General features: G+C 70.0%; 7 protein-coding genes. 3 read left to right on the top strand and 4 right to left on the bottom strand.

The features are described 5' to 3' along the window. From ACJA3G_RS10180 to ACJA3G_RS10170, 3 genes are all read left to right on the top strand, one after another. Nucleotides 1–1,778 (top strand): ABC transporter ATP-binding protein (locus ACJA3G_RS10180; RefSeq protein WP_406552582.1); only part of this gene is annotated, 1,778 nt, incomplete at its 5' end. Continuing rightward, nucleotides 1,775–3,679 carry an ABC transporter ATP-binding protein gene (locus ACJA3G_RS10175; RefSeq protein WP_406552581.1) on the top strand — a complete coding sequence of 635 codons (1,905 nt, stop codon included), beginning with the start codon at nucleotides 1,775–1,777 and terminating at the stop codon, nucleotides 3,677–3,679. The genes ACJA3G_RS10180 and ACJA3G_RS10175, both read left to right, overlap by 4 nt. A gap of 445 nt (nucleotides 3,680–4,124) precedes the next feature. After that, nucleotides 4,125–6,164 (top strand): M4 family metallopeptidase, encoded by a 2,040-nt coding sequence (locus tag ACJA3G_RS10170; RefSeq protein WP_406552580.1) that lies wholly within the window; start codon nucleotides 4,125–4,127, stop codon nucleotides 6,162–6,164. Between the two features lie 122 nt (nucleotides 6,165–6,286). Here the strand turns inward: ACJA3G_RS10170 and ACJA3G_RS10165 are convergent, their stop codons facing one another. From ACJA3G_RS10165 to ACJA3G_RS10150, 4 genes are all read right to left on the bottom strand, one after another. Continuing rightward, nucleotides 6,287–6,640 carry a hypothetical protein gene (locus ACJA3G_RS10165; protein WP_406552579.1) on the bottom strand — a complete coding sequence of 118 codons (354 nt, stop codon included), beginning with the start codon at nucleotides 6,638–6,640 and terminating at the stop codon, nucleotides 6,287–6,289. Next, the gene (locus tag ACJA3G_RS10160; protein WP_406552578.1) at nucleotides 6,640–17,220 is read right to left on the bottom strand and encodes a LamG-like jellyroll fold domain-containing protein; all 10,581 of its coding nucleotides are present in this window, start codon (nucleotides 17,218–17,220) and stop codon (nucleotides 6,640–6,642) included. The genes ACJA3G_RS10165 and ACJA3G_RS10160 overlap by 1 nt, the downstream gene beginning before the upstream one ends. 250 nt (nucleotides 17,221–17,470) lie before the next feature. Next, the gene (locus ACJA3G_RS10155) at nucleotides 17,471–18,103 is read right to left on the bottom strand and encodes a BMP family ABC transporter substrate-binding protein (RefSeq protein ID WP_406552577.1); all 633 of its coding nucleotides are present in this window, start codon (nucleotides 18,101–18,103) and stop codon (nucleotides 17,471–17,473) included. Beyond that, nucleotides 18,100–18,495, bottom strand: coding sequence for a hypothetical protein (locus ACJA3G_RS10150; protein WP_406552576.1), 396 nt, complete (start codon nucleotides 18,493–18,495; stop codon nucleotides 18,100–18,102). Before ACJA3G_RS10150 ends, ACJA3G_RS10155 begins: the two co-directional genes overlap by 4 nt. Between the last annotated feature and the right edge of the window lie 136 nt (nucleotides 18,496–18,631).

Here is an 18,631-nt window from a genome sequence, read left to right as displayed (position 1 = left end):
AGACCCGGTCGACGGTGCGTACGCTGCTCAGGCTCTGGCCTTACGTACGTCCCGTGCGGGCCCGGCTGTTCACCGCCGCGTCCGTCGCGGTCGTCGCCTCCTGCCTCGGTCTGGTGATCCCGCTCGTCCTGAAGTGGATCGTCGACGGCCCGGTGGTCGACGGCGACCCCGGCGGGGTCTGGCTGGGCGCGTTCGTCCTGCTGCTGCTCGGGGTGGCGGAGGCGCTCCTGTTCGGCCTGCGGCGGTGGCTGGTGGCGCGTCCGCTGGCCGGGGTGGAGGCGGCGATGCGGGCGGATCTCTACCGGCATGTACAGCGGCTGCCGGTGTCCTTCCACGACCGGTGGCCCTCGGGCCAGTTGCTGTCGCGGGGGACGACCGATCTGAGCCTGGTACGGATGTTCCTGGCGTTCCCGTTGACCTTCCTGCTGGTCAACGGGGTCACCATTGTGGTGGGGTTCGTGATCCTGCTGTCGCAGGAGTGGACGCTGGGACTGGTGCTGATCATCCCGGTGGTGCCGCTGGTGGCGCTCTGCTCGCTCTTCGAGACGCGGTACTCGCTGGCGGCGCGGCGGGCGCAGGACCAGGTGGGCGATCTGACGACGCTGGTCGAGGAGAGCGTGCTCGGCATCCGGATCATCAAGGGGTTCGGCCGCCACCGCGCCCAGGCGCGGGCGTTCGGGGAGCTGGCACGGGGGCTGCGCGGCACCGAATTGCACAAGGCACGGCTGCTCGCGGCGCTGTGGGGCGTGATCACGGCGATCCCGGAGCTGGCGATCGGGGCGGCGCTGGTGCTGGGAACGGTACGGGTCGCCGACGGGGGGCTGTCGGCGGGGACGCTGGTGGCGTTCCTGTCCACGGCGCTGGCGCTGCGGTGGCCGGTGGACTCGATCGGTTTCCTGCTGGCGATGAGCCAGGAGGCGGGGACGGCGACGGAGCGGTACTTCGAGGTCCTGGACGAGCCGGTCCCGTCGGTCGGCGGAGCCGCCCTCCCGGAGCCCGGTGCGCGGACGAAGCCCCGGCCCGGACCGGGCGAGGACCTCGGCATCCACTTCCACCACGTCTCCTTCCGCTACCCCGACGCGCCCCCGGACAGCCCGCCCCTCCTCACCGACATCGACCTGCACATCCGCAGCGGCGAGACCATGGCCCTGGTCGGGGGGACCGGGTCCGGGAAGACCACCCTCACCGCCCTCGTACCGAGGCTGTACGAGGCGACGGGAGGCCGGATCACTCTCGACGGCGCCGACATCGCCGGGATGTCCCGCGACCACCTGCGCGCGCTCGTCGCCGTGGCCTTCGAGGAGCCGACCCTCTTCTCCGCCTCCGTGGGCGAGAACGTCCTCATGGGCGGCGGCGGGCCCGAGGACCTCGGCCGCGCGCTGGACGTCGCGCAGGCCGGTTTCGTGCGGGAGCTGCCGCACGGCGTCGACACCCAGGTGGGCGAGCAGGGGCTCAGCCTCTCCGGCGGGCAGCGCCAGCGGCTCGCGCTCGCGCGGGCGGTCGTCGGGCGGCCCAGGTTCCTGGTCCTGGACGACCCGCTCTCCGCGCTCGACGTGCACACCGAGGCGCGCGTCGAGGCGGCCCTGCGCGAGGTGCTGCGCGAGACCACCGCGCTGGTCGTCGCGCACCGCCCGTCGACGGTGATGCTCGCCGACCGGGTCGCGCTGCTCTCCGCCGGCCGCGTCGCCGCCGTCGGCACCCATCAGGAACTGCTGCGGACCAGCGCGGAGTACGCCTGGCTGATGTCCGGTACGGCGGATGAGGGGGACAAGCGATGACCACCACCATCGGAGCCGAGCGGCAGGCCGGACCGGAGGAGCCCGCGGAGCCGGACAAGGCCCTGCCCCAGGCGGACCCGTTCGACCGCGACGCCCTCCCCTCCCCGCCCGGCGCCACCCGCGCCCTCCTGCTCGGCCTGCTGCGGCCGATGCGCCGGCGCGTCGTCGTCACCGCGCTGCTCATCCTGTTGCAGCAGGCCGCCGTGCAGGCGGGCCCGCTGCTGGTGGCGTACGCCATCGACCGGGGCGTACCGGCCTTCCGGGCGCACGACTACGGGCCGCTGATCGTCGTCGGCTCCGGCTACCTCGTGTGCGCCCTGGGGGCCGGACTGCTCCAGTACGCGTTCATCAGCGCCTCCACCCGCGTCGGCCAGGACGTGCTGCTCGATCTGCGCGGACGGATCTTCCGGCACGCCCAGGCGCTGAGCGTGGACTTCCACGAGCGCTACACCTCGGGCCGGCTCATCTCCCGCTCCACCTCCGACGTGGAGTCGCTGCGCGAACTCTTCAACGAGGGGCTCCAGGAGCTGATCGGTGTCGTGCTGTCCGCGGTGTACATCTGCGTGATGCTGCTCTGGCTGGACTGGGGCACCGGCGCGCTCGCGGTGGCCTCGTACGCGCCGCTGCACCTGCTGATCCGCCGCTACCGGCGCCGCGCGTCGGCGGCCTTCGACGCCCGCTCCACCGCCATCGCGGCCGTCATCGTCAAGTTCGCGGAGACCCTCAACGGCATCCGCCCGGTCCAGGCGTTCCGTCGCGAGCGCGCCAACGACGAGGAGTTCCAGCGGCTCAACCGCCGGCACGAGCGCACCAACGGCGACGCGATCCTGGAGATGGCCCAGTACGTGGTGGGCTCGCGCCTGGTGGCCAACACGGCCGTCGCCGCGATGGTGCTGTGGGGCGCCTACCGGGTCGCCGACGGCACCCTGGCGCTCGGTGTGCTGGCGGCGGCCGTGCTGTACCTGCGGCGGCTGTACGACCCCATCGACCGGCTCGGGATGTTCCTCAACTCCTACGAGGCCGCCGTCTCCTCCCTCGGGAAGATCGCGGGGCTGCTCGCCCAGCGGCCGACCGTGCCCGAGCCCGAGCGGCCGGTGCCGCTGCCGCCGCGCCGGGGCGGGCTCCCGGGCCGCGAGGTGGTGTTCGAGGGCGTGAGCTTCTCGTACCGTACGGGCGGCGAGGTGCTGCCCCGCTTCGACCTGACGATCCCGGCCGGGCAGACCGTGGCCGTGGTCGGGACGACCGGCGCCGGCAAGTCCACCCTCGCCAAGCTCCTCGCCCGCTTCTACGACCCCTCCCCCGGCTCCCCGGCGGACTCCGGGGAGGGTGCGCCCCGACCGGGCCGGGTGCTCCTGGACGGCACGGACCTGCGCGACCTCGCCGTGCCCGAGCTGCGGCGCGGGGTCGTGATGGTCACCCAGGAGGCGTTCCTCTTCTCCGGGACGGTCGCCGACAACATCGCGATCGGCCGCCCCGAGGCGACCCGCGAGGAGATCGAACAGGCCGCCAAGGCGATCGGCGCGCACGACTTCATCGCCGGGCTGCCGGACGGCTACGACACGGATGTGCGCAAGCGCGGCGGGCGCATCTCGGCGGGCCAGCGCCAGCTGGTGGCCTTCGCCCGCGCGCTGCTCGCGGACCCGGCGGTGCTGATCCTGGACGAGGCGACCTCGTCCCTGGACATCCCGGGCGAACGGGCGGTGCAGCGCGCGATGCACACCGTGCTGCACGGCCGTACCGCCGTCGTCATCGCCCACCGGCTGTCGACCGTGGAGATCGCGGACCGGGTGCTGGTGATGGACGGCGGCGCGATCGTCGAGGACGGCTCCCCCGCCGAACTCATCGCGGGTACCGGCCGGTTCGCGGATCTGCACCGCGCCTGGCGCGAGAGCCTGGCGTAGCCGAAAGGGGTGCGGCGGCGGAACCGGTTCGCCGCCGCGCCCGTCACACCTCATCGCCGTACTCCTCCCACCGTCCGCCTGACGGACACCGGGCGGGGGTGGCGCGGGCAACCGCGAAGGCGCATTGCGGCCATTGTGCGGAGCGGCTCCCGCGACCCTCGCGGGCACTCTTCGCGCTGGTCGGGCGGGGCGCGTATCCGGACACTCCCGTCGATCGCGGCGCACCCGACTGCTCACTGGACACACGGTGTTGACAAAGGAAACGTCCGCTTAACGAACGCCATCTTTCGTACAACGAACGATTTCCGGCCATCTTCTTGACGCGCTCCTGACAGCGGCAGGCCACTCCTGGCACTCTCTCCACGATCCACGAACCACCGCTCCGCATGCTCCGCCCGGCCGGCCCTACCCAGCCGCCGGTACCCCCCTCGCAGAAGGAGTTCGCGTGAGATCCACGCAGCGTCGTCGTGCCACCGCCACCGCCGCACTGCTCTCCGCAGCCGCCATGCTCACCGTCGGAGTCCAGGCCGGCAGCGCCAGCGCACGCCCCGACGACTCCGCGTCCGCAAGCGCCCTCAAGGCGCAGGCCGTACGCAACCCGGGCGCTCTGCCCGCCAAGCTCACGCCCTCACAGCGGGCCGAGCTCATACGCCAGGCCGGCGACAGGACGGCGGACACCGCCAAGACGCTCGGCCTCGGCACCCAGGAGAAGCTCGTCGTCCGTGACGTGGTCAAGGACCAGAACGGCACGACGCACACGCGGTACGAGCGCACCTACGCCGGTCTGCCGGTCCTCGGCGGCGACCTCGTCGTCGACACGGCCGCGAGCGGCCGGACGCAGGGTGTCGCCAAGGCCTCCCGCGCCGAGCTGAAGAACATCGCCACCACCGCCAAGCAGGGCCCCGCCGGCGCGCAGAAGCAGGCGCTGGCCGCCGCCGCCGACAAGGGCGCCAAGAAGGCCACCGCCGACCGCGCCCCGCGCAAGGTCGTCTGGATGGCCAAGGGCACGCCGACCCTCGCGTACGAGACGGTCGTCGGCGGTCTGCAGGAGGACGGCACGCCGAACCAGCTGCACGTCATCACGGACGCGGCGACCGGCGCCAAGCTGTACCAGTGGCAGGGCATCGAGACCGGTGTGGGCAACACGCACTACAGCGGCCAGGTCACCCTCGGCACCACGCAGTCGGGTTCGAGCTACACGCTCACCGACGGCGGACGCGGCGGCCACAAGACGTACAACCTGAACCACGGCTCCTCCGGCACCGGCACGCTGTTCTCGCAGTCCACCGACACCTGGGGCGACGGCACCAACTCCAACGCCGCCACCGCGGGCGCCGACGCCGCCTACGGCGCGGGCGAGACCTGGGACTTCTACAAGAACGTGTTCGGCCGCAGCGGCATCCGCGGCGACGGCGTCGGCGCGTACTCCCGCGTCCACTACGGCAACGCGTACGTCAACGCGTTCTGGGACGACAGCTGCTTCTGCATGACGTACGGCGACGGCTCGGGCAACAACGACCCGCTGACCTCGCTGGACGTGGCCGGCCACGAGATGACGCACGGCGTCACCTCCAACACCGCGGGCCTGGAGTACAGCGGCGAGTCCGGCGGCCTCAACGAGGCGACCTCGGACATCTTCGGCACCGCCGTGGAGTTCTACGCCAACAACTCGTCCGACGTCGGCGACTACCTCATCGGCGAGAAGATCAACATCAACGGCGACGGCACCCCGCTGCGCTACATGGACAAGCCGAGCAAGGACGGCGGCTCCAAGGACAGCTGGTACTCCGGTCTCGGCAACCTCGACGTCCACTACTCCTCGGGCCCCGCGAACCACTGGTTCTACCTGGCCTCCGAGGGCAGCGGCACCAAGGTCATCAACGGCGTGACCTACAACTCGCCGACCTCCGACGGCCTGCCGGTCACCGGCATCGGCCGCGACAAGGCCCAGCTGATCTGGTACAAGGCGCTCACCACCAAGTTCAACTCCACCACCGACTACGCGGGCGCCCGCGCGGGCACCATCGCCGCGGCGACCGAGCTGTACGGTGCGGGCAGCGCCGAGGTCAACAACATCACCGACGCCTGGGCGGCCATCGCGGTCGGCGCCCGGCACGGCGGCGGCGACCCGGGCGGCAAGGTCTTCGACAACAGCACCAACGTCAACATCCCCGACTCCCCCGGAGCGGCGGTCACCTCGTCGGTCACCGTCACCGGCGTCACGGGCAACGCGCCCAGCACCCTCAAGGTGGGCGTCAAGATCGTCCACACCTACATCGGTGACCTCCAGGTCGACCTGGTGGCGCCCGACGGCACGGTCTACCCGCTGAAGGCCACGGGCACCGGCGGCTCGACGGACAACATCGACGCCACGTACACCGTCAACGCCTCCTCGGAGGTCGCCAACGGCACCTGGAAGCTGCGGGTCCAGGACAAGGCGCGGTACGACACGGGTTACATCGACGACTTCAAGCTCACGTTCTGAACGGTCAGGCGGCTGACTAGGACGTGAAAAAGGTGCCCGGACCCCTTGGGGGTCCGGGCACCTGTTGTTTGTGGTGCGCGGTGTGGGAGGTCCCCCGCAGGGGACCTCCCTTCGCGTTCCGCTCAGCCCGTCGGGCGTACCCGTGCGAACTTCGCCGCGAGGACCGGACCGAGGTGCTCCACCAGTTCGTGCCCCGGTTTACCGGGGAACGGCAGGGAGTTGAGGAACGACGTCACGATGACCTCGTCGATCTCCGGTACGCCCAGCGCGCTCTGTTCCTCCAGGAACTCCAGCGTGCTCCGCCAGTCCGGCTCGTCCTCGTTCCCGAGGTAGGAGTCCACGGTCGCCAGGGTGACGTCCCAGAAGAAGACGTGCGGCAGCACGCCGTCCTCGTTGAACACATGGCTCTCGTAGAGATCCTCGAAGGCGGGGACCCGCGTGACCAGGTCCTTCACCAGTTGTACGTCCCTCGTCATCAGCAACTCAGTCCCGGGTAGTTGTGCGCGCCTTCGTACTGGCCTTGGTGGGCATCATCAATAGCATTGATGAGGCTCTTCGCGACCTGGATGTCCCTGGGCGTCCGGACCACGGTCTCCTTCTTTCCGCCCTTCGGCTTGATGACGTCCTTGGTGAGGAAGTTGTTGAGCGCGCTCCGGTACTGGGCGGTGCTGCCCAGGTGGTTCTTGCCCTCGACCCCGTCGCCGCCCAGGAACTCGTGGTTGGCCGCGGCCATCGCCGACCCGTCACCGACGAGATTGTCGTTGCCGATGCCGTGGTAGAGCGCGTCCACCGTCTTCTGCAGTCGCGCGTTGTCCACCTGGGGGATGGATGCCGGGCCGTCCTGGTTGTGGACGAGGAAGCCCTCACCGCCGGCCATCACATGGTAGGTGTGCAGGCCCTCGATGCTGAGGTCGTAGGTGATCCGGGTCGCCTTGTACGGCTTGACGCCGACGATCCGCGTCGTCTCACCCGTGTCCAGCTGCAGCCGCTGCCCGGCCTTGAGGTCGCCCGCCTGGGTCCAGGAGTTCCGGGTGGCCTCGTAGAACTGGTGGTGCTGCGTGGTCTGGATCGTCTTCGCGCCCGACTTGGTCGCGACGGTCACATCGACGTAGTCGCGGTCGGTCTTGGTGACGATCACCTCCTTGACGCGGTGCTTCTCCGTGCCCTTCTTGCCGGGCTCCGCCGTGAGGACGTAGTCCCCGACCTTGATCTCGGAGATCATCTTGGAGGCGTTGGGGCCCACCAGCACGGGAGTCGAGCCAACGAAGCTGTGCCGGGTCGGGCAGCTGCCGCCCCGGCCCCGCGACGGCACCCCGTCTGTCTCCGGCTGCGCCTTCGGCTTGGGGCCGTACTTGCCGGCCGCGGCTCCGAAGACACCACCGAACGCCGCGCCGGTCGCGGTGGCCTTCGCCGCCCCGCTGACGCTGCAGCCCTCCTCGCTGCTGGAGCAGGAGACGCCGTAGTAGGCGGCGCCCTCGGCCGCTCCGGACGCGGCTCCGGTGACCGCTCCACGGGTCACGGCACCGACCGCGGTGCCCAGCGCCCGTCCGGCGAGCGCTCCCGCGCCCGCCCCGAGCAGTCCGGTGGCCGCGCCCACCGCCGCGGCTCCGAGGAAGCCGTTCAGCGTGTGGGGACCGTCGCTCATGGCATAGCCGAGCGAGTTGATCAGTGCCCCGGCGCCGACCGCACAGGCGACCGCGCCGACTCCGGCCGTCAGGGCCGTGCACGCCACCGCAGCCGCGATGCCGGCCACGATCGGCACGATGGTGGCCGCGTGTTGCTTCACGTAGTTGGCCGTCGCCTTCGCGGCCTTCTTGACCGCTCTGCCCACCTTCTTGGCAGCCTTGACGATCTTGTGGGCAACGTGCTTGACGGCCTTGGCGACCCGCTTCACCGTGCGCTTGACGGCCTTGGCCACCTTGTGGACGTAGTGCTTGACGCGCTTGTACGTCCGCTTGACGTATCTCTTGACCTTCTTGACGGCGTCATGCACGTAGTGCACGGCCTTGCGGACCGCGTGCTTGACCCTCTTGACCGCCTTCTTGACCGCGTGCTTGATCTTCTTGGCGGCCTTCTTGACCACCTTGGCGACATGCTTGACGGCCGACTTGGTCTTGTGCCAAGCGGACTTGGCGGTGTGCTTGACCTTCTTCTTGAACTTCTTCCAGGCGCCGCCGATGCTCCAGTGACCGGTGGGGTCGGTCATGGTCAACGGGTTGGCGTTGGCATACGCGAACTTGTTCGCACCGACCGAGGCCGGCAGTCCGTCCACGTCCGCCGTGTCCCGGCTGTTGAACTGGCCGGTCTGCGGCGAGTACCAGCGCGCCGCCATGTTGACCTTGGCCGTCTCCGGGTCGGTCCAGCCGGACTGGTAGCCGAGGTGGCCGATCATCCCGGCGCTCTGCGCGACCTTGCCGAAGGGCGAGTACGAGGTCGAGCCCGTCAGCGCCTCTCCGTCGGCGGTGAACTGGCCGATGACGTCGCTGTGCAGATCGGTCATCGCGAGCACCGACTGGCCGCCGGCCTTGATGCCGAGCAGCGAACCGTCGACGTTGCGGCTGTAGGTCGCGGTGCCGTCGGAGGCGACGTCGTTGCCCGCTCCGCTGTACTGGAAGGTGAACAGCGGACCCGTCCCCGGGTCGGACGCGGCGAGCACCCGGTCCAGGCCGTCGTAGCTGTAGGTGCGGTCCCCTTCGTTGATCACGCGGTTGAAGGCGTCCGACTTCATCACGGTCTGCTTGCCGGCGTCGTCCGTCATCGAACTCAGCGTGCCGCGGGCCGTGTAGGTGTAGCTGTTGTGCCCGTCCGAGCTGAGCTGGTTGCGGGCGTCGTAGGTGTAGGTGTCGCCGCCCACGCGCGTCCGGTTGCCGGAGGCGTCGTAGCCGTAGCTCTCCGTCGCCGTCCCGTTGTTCCAGGACGACAGGCGGTTCGCCCAGTCGTAGGTGTACGTGTTGGCCGAGGCGCCCGCGACTCCGGTCGTCGTCTTGGACGTCTCGTTGCCGTTCTCGTCGTACCCGTAGTTCACCGAGGCCAGCGTCTTGCCGGTCGGGGAGGTCAGGGTGTCCGACTTGAGCTGCTCCAGGGCGTCGTAGCCGAAGGCCCGCTTGGCCTTGCCGGTGCCGTAGTCGATCGACTTGACGTTGCTGTTGACGTCGTAGCCGTAGGTCAGCGTGGAACCGGTGGCACCGTCGTTGACCGTGGACAGTCGCCCGGCCGTGTCATAGCCGTAGGTGGAGGTACCGGAGGCGTCCGTCCGGGAGGTGACGGCACCGTCGCCGTTGTAGGCGAAGGAGCTGGCACCGGACGGGCCGTCGGCCGACAGCAGCATGCCGCGGTCGTCGTACCCGAACGTGTCCTTCCCCGTGTCCGCGTCGGTACCCGTCACCGAAGTGACACGGTCGTCCGCGTCGTAGGAGTAGGTGTGGTCGGCCGTGGCGGCCTCGGCACCGGTACCCGTCTGACGGGTGAGCCGGCCCTTGGCGTCGTACTGGTCGGCGATCTTCACACCGCCCGGCGAACGCTCCTCCACCACGTCGCCGTTGGCGTTGTAGACGGTGGTGAAGGTGCGGTCGGCCAGAGCCGGAGTGGCCGGTGTGGACGGCTCGATCGCCGACTCCGCCATGCCCCACGTGTTGTACGTGGTGATGAACGGGTTCCCTCGCCCGTCGGTGAACCGGGTCTGGTTGCCCGCCGCGTCATAGCCGAAGGTCGTGGTGATCGACTCCGTCGAGGAAACCGGCTGCACCGCCTTGGTCACCATGCCGGTGGCGTCCACGGTGAGCGAGGTCGTGTGGCCCCGGAAGTCGGTGAGCGTCGACGGGGCACCCATCCGGTCATACGTAGAGCTCGTGGTGCGCAACACCTTCCCGGTCGCGTCCAGGTCGCTCATCGAAACGAGCTGGCCGAACCCGTCGTAGGTGTTCTTGGTGCTCGTACCGTCCGGATCCGTGGACGTGAGCATCTGCCCGTCCTGGTCGTACGTGTACCGCGTCGTGTTGCCGACCCCGTCCGTGCTGGACGTGATCTCGCCCAACGCGTTGTACCCGTAGGACTGGCTCACCCCGGTCGGGCTGACGGTCCTGGACAACTGCTGCCCCGGCGCGTCGTAGTAGTTGATCGCTGTGAACGCCCGCTGGGTCGGCTGGCGCACGATGTCCGTGCTGGTGACCTCGCGGCCCAGGTAGTCGAACGTCGACTCCTGGCGTGCCCCGTTCGGGCGCGTCGCCGAGAGCTGGTCGCCGTTCGTGTCGTACGTGTACTTCGTGGTGTCGCCGCCCGGCTCCTTCACCGAGGCCACGTCGCCCAGCTGGGTGTAGGTGTACTCGGTGCGGTTGCCCAGCGGGTCGACTTCCGCGGAGACCTGGCCGAGGTGGTTGTACTCGTTCCAGGACACCGCCTTGATCGGCGCCGAGGCACCCGGCGGGGTGTAGTCGGGCAGCGTCGTGGACGCCTCCTGGCCCTCCCCGTCGTAGGCCGTCACCGTGACGTTGCCGAGCGGGTCCGAGGACTCCGTCTGCTCGCCGAAGGTGTTGTAGCCGGTGAGCGAGACCGGGCGGACCGACGCCGGGGTGCCGCCGTTCTGCTCGGCGCTGACCGCGGGCTCGGTGACGCTGGTCTGCTGGCCCGACTCGTCGTAGCCGTAGTCGGTGACCGCGCCGTTGGCGTCGGTCATCGCGATCGGCATACCGCGCTGGTCCAGCTTCCAGCTCGTGGTGCGCACCGAGCTGCCGGCCGCCGGGAGGGTCTTGCCGTACACCGCGGAGACCTGTGTCGCCGTCAGTGCCTCGCCGTAGACCTGAACGTCCGCGAGGGAGCCCTTGTGGTACTCGCCCTGCGTGCCGGCCGACATACGGCGGCCGATCTGGAGCGGGCCGGTGGCCTCCCAGGAGCCGCTGTAGGGGGTGGTCGCCTTCAGCGCGCCGTTGACGTAGAGGCGGATCTCGCCCGCCGCCGCGTCGTAGACACCCGTCAGGTGCGTCCAGGTGTTGGCCGTCACCGCCGCCGTGCCGGAGGTGGCACGGGCCAGGGTCGGGGCCGCCACGTCACCGGAGGTCCGGTTGAACGACCAGCCGTACGCCGTCGAGTAGTACAGCTGGAAGCCGTGGTCGGCGGTGCCGTCCTGGGAGACGAAGGTGTGGTTGGCGGTGGTGTCGGCCAGCTTCACCCAGGTGGAGACGGTGAAGCCGCCGTTCGTGTTGACCGCCGGGCCGGTGGCCTGGCCATAGGCGTTCGCCGTGCCGTCGAAGACCGCGCTGCCGCCCTGCTCGGTGGAGCGGGTGACCCCGCTGCCGAGCGTGACCTTGTTGTTGCCGCCGGAGGAGTCCGCCGCGTTGGTGCCGCTGGTCTCGTTCAGCTTCCAGCGGCCGACCGGTGCGGTGGTGCCGTCGTGGACGGTGTTGCCGGTGACGTTGCCGAGCGCGTCGTAGCGCGTGTCGGTGGTGCTGGTGTCGCCGGTCGGGTCGTAGTCCGTCTCGGACACGACGTTGTCGTCCGGGTCGTAGGAGACCTTGGTGCTCCGGGCGAGACCGCCCGGGTCCATCGTGGTCGACGTCGTGCGGTCGGCCGCGTCCACCGTGAAGGAGGTGGTCGTGGTGCCGTCGTTGGTGACCTGCTTGGTCAGGTTCCCGGCCGCGTCATAGGTGTTCGCCTGCTCGGTGAACGCCTTGTTGTTCTGCGGGTCCCTGCGCACCACGGACGCGGACAGGCCGTCGTCGGTGTAGGTGTACTCGGTCACCCAGCCCATCGCGTCGGTGATCGACGCGAGCCGGCCCGCCGGGTCGTACGCCCGCGACTCCTGTACCAGTTTCGTCGGCGAGGACGGGCTGTTGGGGTCGCCGGTGTAGTTGAGCAGGCTGGTGGTGAGGGGACGGCCCTCGGCGTCGAAGGTGTACTCGTTGACGTTCCCGGCCGGGTCCGTCTCCTTCACCTTGTTGCCGTAGACGTCGTACTCGAACGCCGTGGTGTCGCCGCCCGGGTCCGTCCGGGTCGCGACCCGGTTGTAGGCGTCGTACGTCAGCGACGTGACGCGCGCGGTGTCACCGCCGCTCGCGTCCGCGACCGTCTGGGACTGGACGTTGCCGTCCGGGTCGTACACGGTCGTCGACTTCGCCTGGTGCACCGCGCCGGTGACCCGGTTGGTGACCTTGGGGCTGATCTCCGAGACGACCTGGTCGTCCTTGTCGTACGCCAGCGTGGTCGTCAGACCCGCCGGGTAGGAGTCGGAGACCTCGGTCTTGGTGATCTGGCGGCCCAGGTTGTCGTACGTGTACTTCACCGAGGCGCCGTTGGCGTCGGTGACCTGCGCCAGGTCGCCGTTCTTGAAGTACGTGTACGAGGTGGTACGGCCACCGGGGGTGCGCACGGAGGCGACCAGGCCCGCCGGGGCGTAGTTGGTGCCGCCCTCGGCCGCGACCGTGGTCGCGGTGGTGTACACCGTGGACGCGGTCCGGCCCGCGGGCGAACCCGGGACCGGCGGAGTGGTCACCGCGGTGACGTTTCCGGCCGTGTCATAGGTGTAGCTGGTGAGGTAGGTGTTGTCGGTGGGCCCGGAGGAACGGCCGTCGCGCTCGGTGAGCATCAGGTCGTTGCGCGCGTCCATCGCCGGGAAGAGCGTGGTCGCGTCCGGGTAGTACGTGTAGTACTCGGTGGCGCACTGGTTGGCGGCCGTGTTCTGGCAGGTGGTCGTGGAGACCGTGTTGCCGCGCACGTCGTGGCCGGTCACCGAGCGGTTGCCGTTGGCGTCCGTCACCGTGTGCAGGAAGCCCGAGGTGTCGTAGCCGTACGTGGTCCGGTTGCCGTTGGTGTCGACCGCCGCGAGCAGGCGGTTGCCCAGCTCCGCGTCGTACACGTAGGTGAGCGTCTTGTCGGTCGGGTCGGTCAGCCTGACCGTGCGGACCGGGGCGGTGCCCGAGGAGGACTTGGCCGCCGCGTAGTGGCGCGCCGCCTCGTCCTCGCTCAGCGGGGCGTCGTAGAAGGCGACCTCGGCGATCGAGCCGTCGAAGTGGCCCACGTCGGAGGCCGAGCTGATCCAGCCCTTGGTGAAGCCCGCGCCGATGAAGGTGCGGGTGGTCGTCTGGTCGCCGGCGGCGCCGGTGTAGTCGGCCTGCTTCTCCCCGTCCAGGTACAGCGTCTGGGTGGTGCCGGAGGCGGAGAGGACCGCGTGGTGCCAGGCGTTGTCGGTGACCGTCGCCTTGGAGCCGAAGTCGGTCGTACCGCTGCCGGAGGCGCTCCACCAGTGGCCGCGCAGCTTGCCGTCCGCGCCCACGTACATCAGCGGCGAGTAGGACCCGCCGACGCCCGCCGGGTCGTTGGGGGTCCGGGCCTGGTCGGCGGCGATGACACCGGGCTTGGCGGTGCGGAACCACAGCTCGATGGCCCGGTTGCCGGAGCGGTGCAGCGGGGCGTACGGCAGCTCGGCGAACGAGGTGGAGCCGTCGAAGTCCACCGCGGTGGCGTCGTCGGGACCGAACGGACCCTCCGCGCCCTGGGTGACCGTGTTGTAGGTGCCGAGGCCGGTGTGGACCTCGTTGGCGGCCTGGGCCGCGCCCTGGACGTCATCGAGACGCCAGTACCCGGACGGGGCGGCGCCCATCACCGAGGAGCGGTAGACCTGCGAGGAGCCGGTCACGGTGGCGGGGTTGAGCTTCCAGGTGCCGCCGTCGCCGTCGACGGCCTGGGAGACCGTGTCGTCGGCGGTGGAGTAGGTGACGGCGCTCTGGACCTTGCCGTTCGGCGTGGTGATCTTGTTGAGGAGTCCGGCCGGACGGGTCGCCGCCTGGTACTGCGCGGTGATGACGTCCTGGCTCAGCGGCTCGGAGTAGATCGCCGCCTCGGCGAGCTGGCCGCTGAAGTGGCCGAGCGGGTCGGCCGCGTTCATGTTCGGCCAGCCGTCGGTGTTCACACCGGCGCCGAGGGTGAGGTAGGGCTGTGCCCAGTCGTTGATGGTGCCGGTCTTGGTCCCCTGGGCGACGCCGTCGAGGTAGAGCGACATGGTGGTGGCGGCGCCGGTGAGGACGGCCTGGTGCCACTTGTTGTCGTTGACGGCGGCGGCCGAGACGATCGTGGTGTTGCAGCCGGGCGACGAGGCGAAGCAGCCGTGCAGCTTGCCGTCGGTGCCGACGTAGACCGCCGGGGTGTTGTGGGTCGTGGTGCCCACCGGGTCGGGGTCGCTCAGCGGCTTGTCGCCGTAGTAGAAGAGGACACCGCCCGCCTGGGAGGTCTTGAACCAGAGCGAGACCGAGGCGTACGAGGGGGTCGCGCCCGGCGCGCTGGGTATCTCCACATAGCTGCTGGTGCCGTTGAACGACGCCGTGGGCTGGGTGGACCCGGCGAGCACGGCCGTGCCGCCGGTGGTCACGTTGTGGTAGATACCGTTGTACTTGCCCTGGTTGAGGTCGACGGCGTCCTTGGCGACCGGGTCACCGGCCGCCTCGCCGAGCCGCCAGTACGCGAACGGGTCCTCGTCCAGGACCGTGGTGCGGTAGTGGTTGCCGGTGGCGTAGCCGTAGGTGATGCACTTGGTCCAGTCGGCGGGCGGGCACACCGAGGTGAGCTTGTCGCCGGTGTAGCCGTACTTCCACGTCTGCGCGGTGCTGCTGTCACCCGCGGTCGAGGCGTCGGTGTAGACCGTGTCGACGTGCGCGGCGGTGGCCCCGGCCGGGGTCTGCCAGGTGAGGCCCAGCGAGCGGTTGGACGTGGTGTTCGTGATCCTGGTCAGCTGGTTGCCGGTGTAGAAGAACGTTTCGCCACGGTTCGCGAAGTCCGTGATGGTCTTGATCGCGTACACCCCCGCCCGGGCCGTGGCCTGGGTGAAGCTGTAGGTGGTGAAGTCCTTGTCGACCAGCGTGTAGCCGTCGGCGACCGCCTGGAAGCGGGCGTAGCGGCCCAGCGGCGGGACGAAGGTGCCGTCGCTGTTGCGGCCGAAGGCGACCTGCTCACCACCGGGGTAGGTGATGACGACACTGGTGACCGTGCCGGAGCCGTCCTTGACCTCGGCGGCCTTCATGTCCGCGATCGTCGCCCAGCCCGCGCCGAACGCGCTGTCCTGGCGCGGGTCGAGGCTGTTGTAGGAGCGTTCGATGGAGAGCGAGGGGCCGGTGACCTCGACGTCCGCGTCGGTGTCGTCGGTGGTGTAGTTGCCGTCGCTCGGGTCGAACTCGTGGCCGTCGGTGTTCTGGGTGAGCCCCGAGGTCACCGGCGGCTGCGGCACCGCGGTGGTGAACCGGCTGTCGTAGGAGACCGAGTTGGTGCCGTCACTGACCGTGGCGAACCAGAGGTAGTTCTTGCTCCACTTCAGCTTGCCCGCCGGAATCGCCCAGGCGCCCTTGGTCAGGGTGCCGGAGCTGACCACCGGGGTCTGGCTGGTGGAGTCCGCGTCGAAGACGTCGAAGGAGTACGACAGCGGGTTCGGGCCCTTGTCGGCGTCGGTCGCGTAGACCGTCAGCTCCGGGCGGAGCGTGTTGGCCTGGTAGTTGGCCGGCGGGTACTGGGAGTTGACCTGCGGGGCCACGTTGGCGGTGTAGGTCAGGTCCAGCGCCGGGCGGAAGCCCGCGGTGGTGGAGTTGTCCGAGTGGAACTTCTTCCAGTGCAGCCCGTCACTGGTGATCGCGGTCATCGCGAGGCCGTAGTTGGCACCGCCGCCCGCGACCGTGTTGAACCAGCTGGTGTTGAGCGGCACCGGCATCTTCACGCCGACGCTCGTGGAGGCGGAGGAGTTGGAGCAGGACGCGCCGGGCGCCGGGGTCGCCGAGCCGATCGCCGCCCCGTAGGACGGGCCGGGGTAGCTGGTGACCGTGGAGGGCGTCCAGGACTGGGTGACCGGGTGGACGTTGAACGGCTCGGCGGTGCAGGTCGCCGACCAGATCGCGTACACGTTCAGGGTCGCCGCGGTGACCTTCTGGCCCGCCAGCGTGGTGCCGAGCGAGGAGAACTGCAGGAAGGAGTTGGCCTTGTTCGTGCCCGAGTCGTACGACCCCACCTTGATCATGTTCTCGGTGGAGTGGTCTCCGCCGATGGTGTTCTGGGTGTAGGTCGAGTTGCTGGCCGTCACCGTCGGGTCGACGGTGACCGGGAAGACCCGCTTCGGGTCGTTCAGCCAGGCCCGGTCGGCGGTCATCCGCAGCGCGGGGGCGCCGTCCAGGGTGGTGAGCTCATAGCTGACCGCGCGCGACTGGGCGGCGTCGCCCGAGCGCGGGTCGATCCTGGAGTCCTCCATGAAGGCGTGCGGCACGGTCGCCGTCACCTTGCCGTCGGCGTCGGTGAAGACCACATCGCCGTTCTCGGCGACCTTCGGGGTGAGCCCCTTCACCTTGAGCGGGAAGACCCAGGTGTTGTCCGCCGCCCTGGAGCGCAGGACGATCCGCTCCTTGAAGCCCTCGGTCAGCGGCGACAGCTTGAGGTCGGTGTCCTTCAGGACGTCCTTGTACGTGGCGGTGGAGTCACCGTCGACCACCGGCTCGCTCCTGGCGGCGCCGTGCAGTCCGTACGACAGCGCGCGTCCGGAACCGAAGTCGACCGACGCGAGGTCGGGGGTGACCGCGTCGGGTGCGAAGGTGACGGCGAGCGAGTTGGCGTTCTCGGCCAGCCGTCCGCTCTTCTCCTCGCGCAGGGTGGTGTCGATCGGCTTCCAGCCGCCGTCGGCGCCCTTGAAGTTGGAGCGGCCGGTGTAGTGGCGCACCGTCGTGGAGCCGTCGGCGTTGGTGAAGAAGTCCGAGGTCGCCGTCGACTTCTTCGCGTCGCGCTTGCTGGTGCGCGCGTCGAAGCTCCTGGCGTCACCGGCCGCCTTGCCGGTCTTCTTCAGCTCGGGCTTGTCCTGCGGCCGGCGGTACTCGGCGAGCTCGCCCTTGCCCTTGCCGGGCTTGTGGCCGCTGCCGCCCTTGGCGCGGGTCTGCTTGGCGGCGGCGGTGTGGCTCTTGCCCCTGGCCGTACCGCTCTGCTGGTCCGGGGTGTCGAGCGGGGACTTGTTGGCCCACTCCCACAGACCCGACAGGGACCATCTGGGCATCGACAGCCGGGGCAGCGTGGCACCGCTCGCCTCCGCCGTCTCCGTGGTGAGCATGAAGGAGAAAGCCAGCAGGACCAGAAGGGCGATCCTTCTGGTCCTGCGGCGCCCGGTACCACCGGGTGGGAACAAAAGACGGGACGTTCGAGCCCATCGAGCACGCATTAGGCAGCCTTTACTTACGCGAGGCTTACAGAAGACAAAGCCTCGTGATCGTGCCTCACGCTTTTGGAAGGGTTGCTTCCACCCCTTGATCCTTTAGCATTTCTTTGCCATGTTCATGCGGGTCGGATGCATAAATTCCGGGCTATCCGGGTGTATTGACGCCCCGCTCGACAGCGCGGGCCACATCGGCGCGCACCGAGTCGCCCGGCTTCACGGCCGTCACATTGGCCGCCGCGGCCTGCCCGCCGACCACCACGAACCGCACCTTGAGCTGGGTCTTCGCCGCCGCCTCGGCCGCCGCGACGGGAGCCTTGCCGACCGCCACGATCACGTCGCAGGAGCGCTGGACCAGGCTGTTGACGAACGGGGTGGCGTTGGCCTGCGTCTGCTCGCCCGTCACGGGGACGAAGTTGACCCGGGCGCGTGTGGCCTTCGAGGCCTCCTGCATCCCGGCCCAGACCGGTGCGCCCTCGGTGCCCTCGGTGACGCCCTTGTCCCCGGTCAGCAGACAGGCGTCGACGTTCTTGTACTGCCGGGCCCGCGGATCGGGCGGCCCCGGCTTGTCGTCCTTGTCCAGCACCGAGAAGAGGACCGCGCCGACGGCGACGGCCGCCGCGACGCCCGCGGCCGTCCACACCCGGCGCCGGTGCGCGCGGGCCAGGGCGGTCAGACGCGCGAACCGCAGCCGGTAGCGCGCGTACCTGCTCTGCTTGTCCTGCTCCTGACGGGCGGCCTTCGCCGCCTGGGCCTGACGTACCTGCTTGACTTGCTTCACTGCTGTTCACCTTGCGCTTGCGGTCCGTTGTGCCCCTCTGCCCCGTCCGTACCGCCGGGGGTCCGGGGGACGCCCCCCGGGAGATCGCGGTACGCGCTCTTGCCGTCGGCGTCCGGGGACTGCCGGGCCGCCGGCCACGCCCACCAGGCGTGCGCGCCCGCCCCGGCCGTGGACAGCCCGATGAGCAGCACATCGGCCGCGAACCGTATGCCGTGCGTGGTGTCCGGGGTGGTCGCGAGCTGGAGCACCCAGGACACCCACACCGCGCCGAAGACCGCGAAGGCGGTCCAGTCCGCGCGCCGGCGCCGCCGCACGGCGATGACCAGCGACGGCACCGGGCAGAGCAGCCCCAGGGTGGCGAAGGGGAGCAGCGCGAGGCCCGCGCGCGCCACCCAGGTCCCATACGGATGTATGGGGCGAGGGGCGGCATTCTGGGCAGGGTTCACAATCGGACCTCGCAGTTCCGTACGGGGTGCATGGCAGCGGCCGACGTACGGTACAACCCCGCCGCCCTCAGCGCATCAGCAC

Source organism: Streptomyces sp. YS-3 (assembly GCF_045257485.1).
In the GTDB taxonomy this organism is placed as follows: domain Bacteria; phylum Actinomycetota; class Actinomycetes; order Streptomycetales; family Streptomycetaceae; genus Streptomyces.
This window is presented reverse-complemented; position numbering and strand designations above follow the sequence as displayed.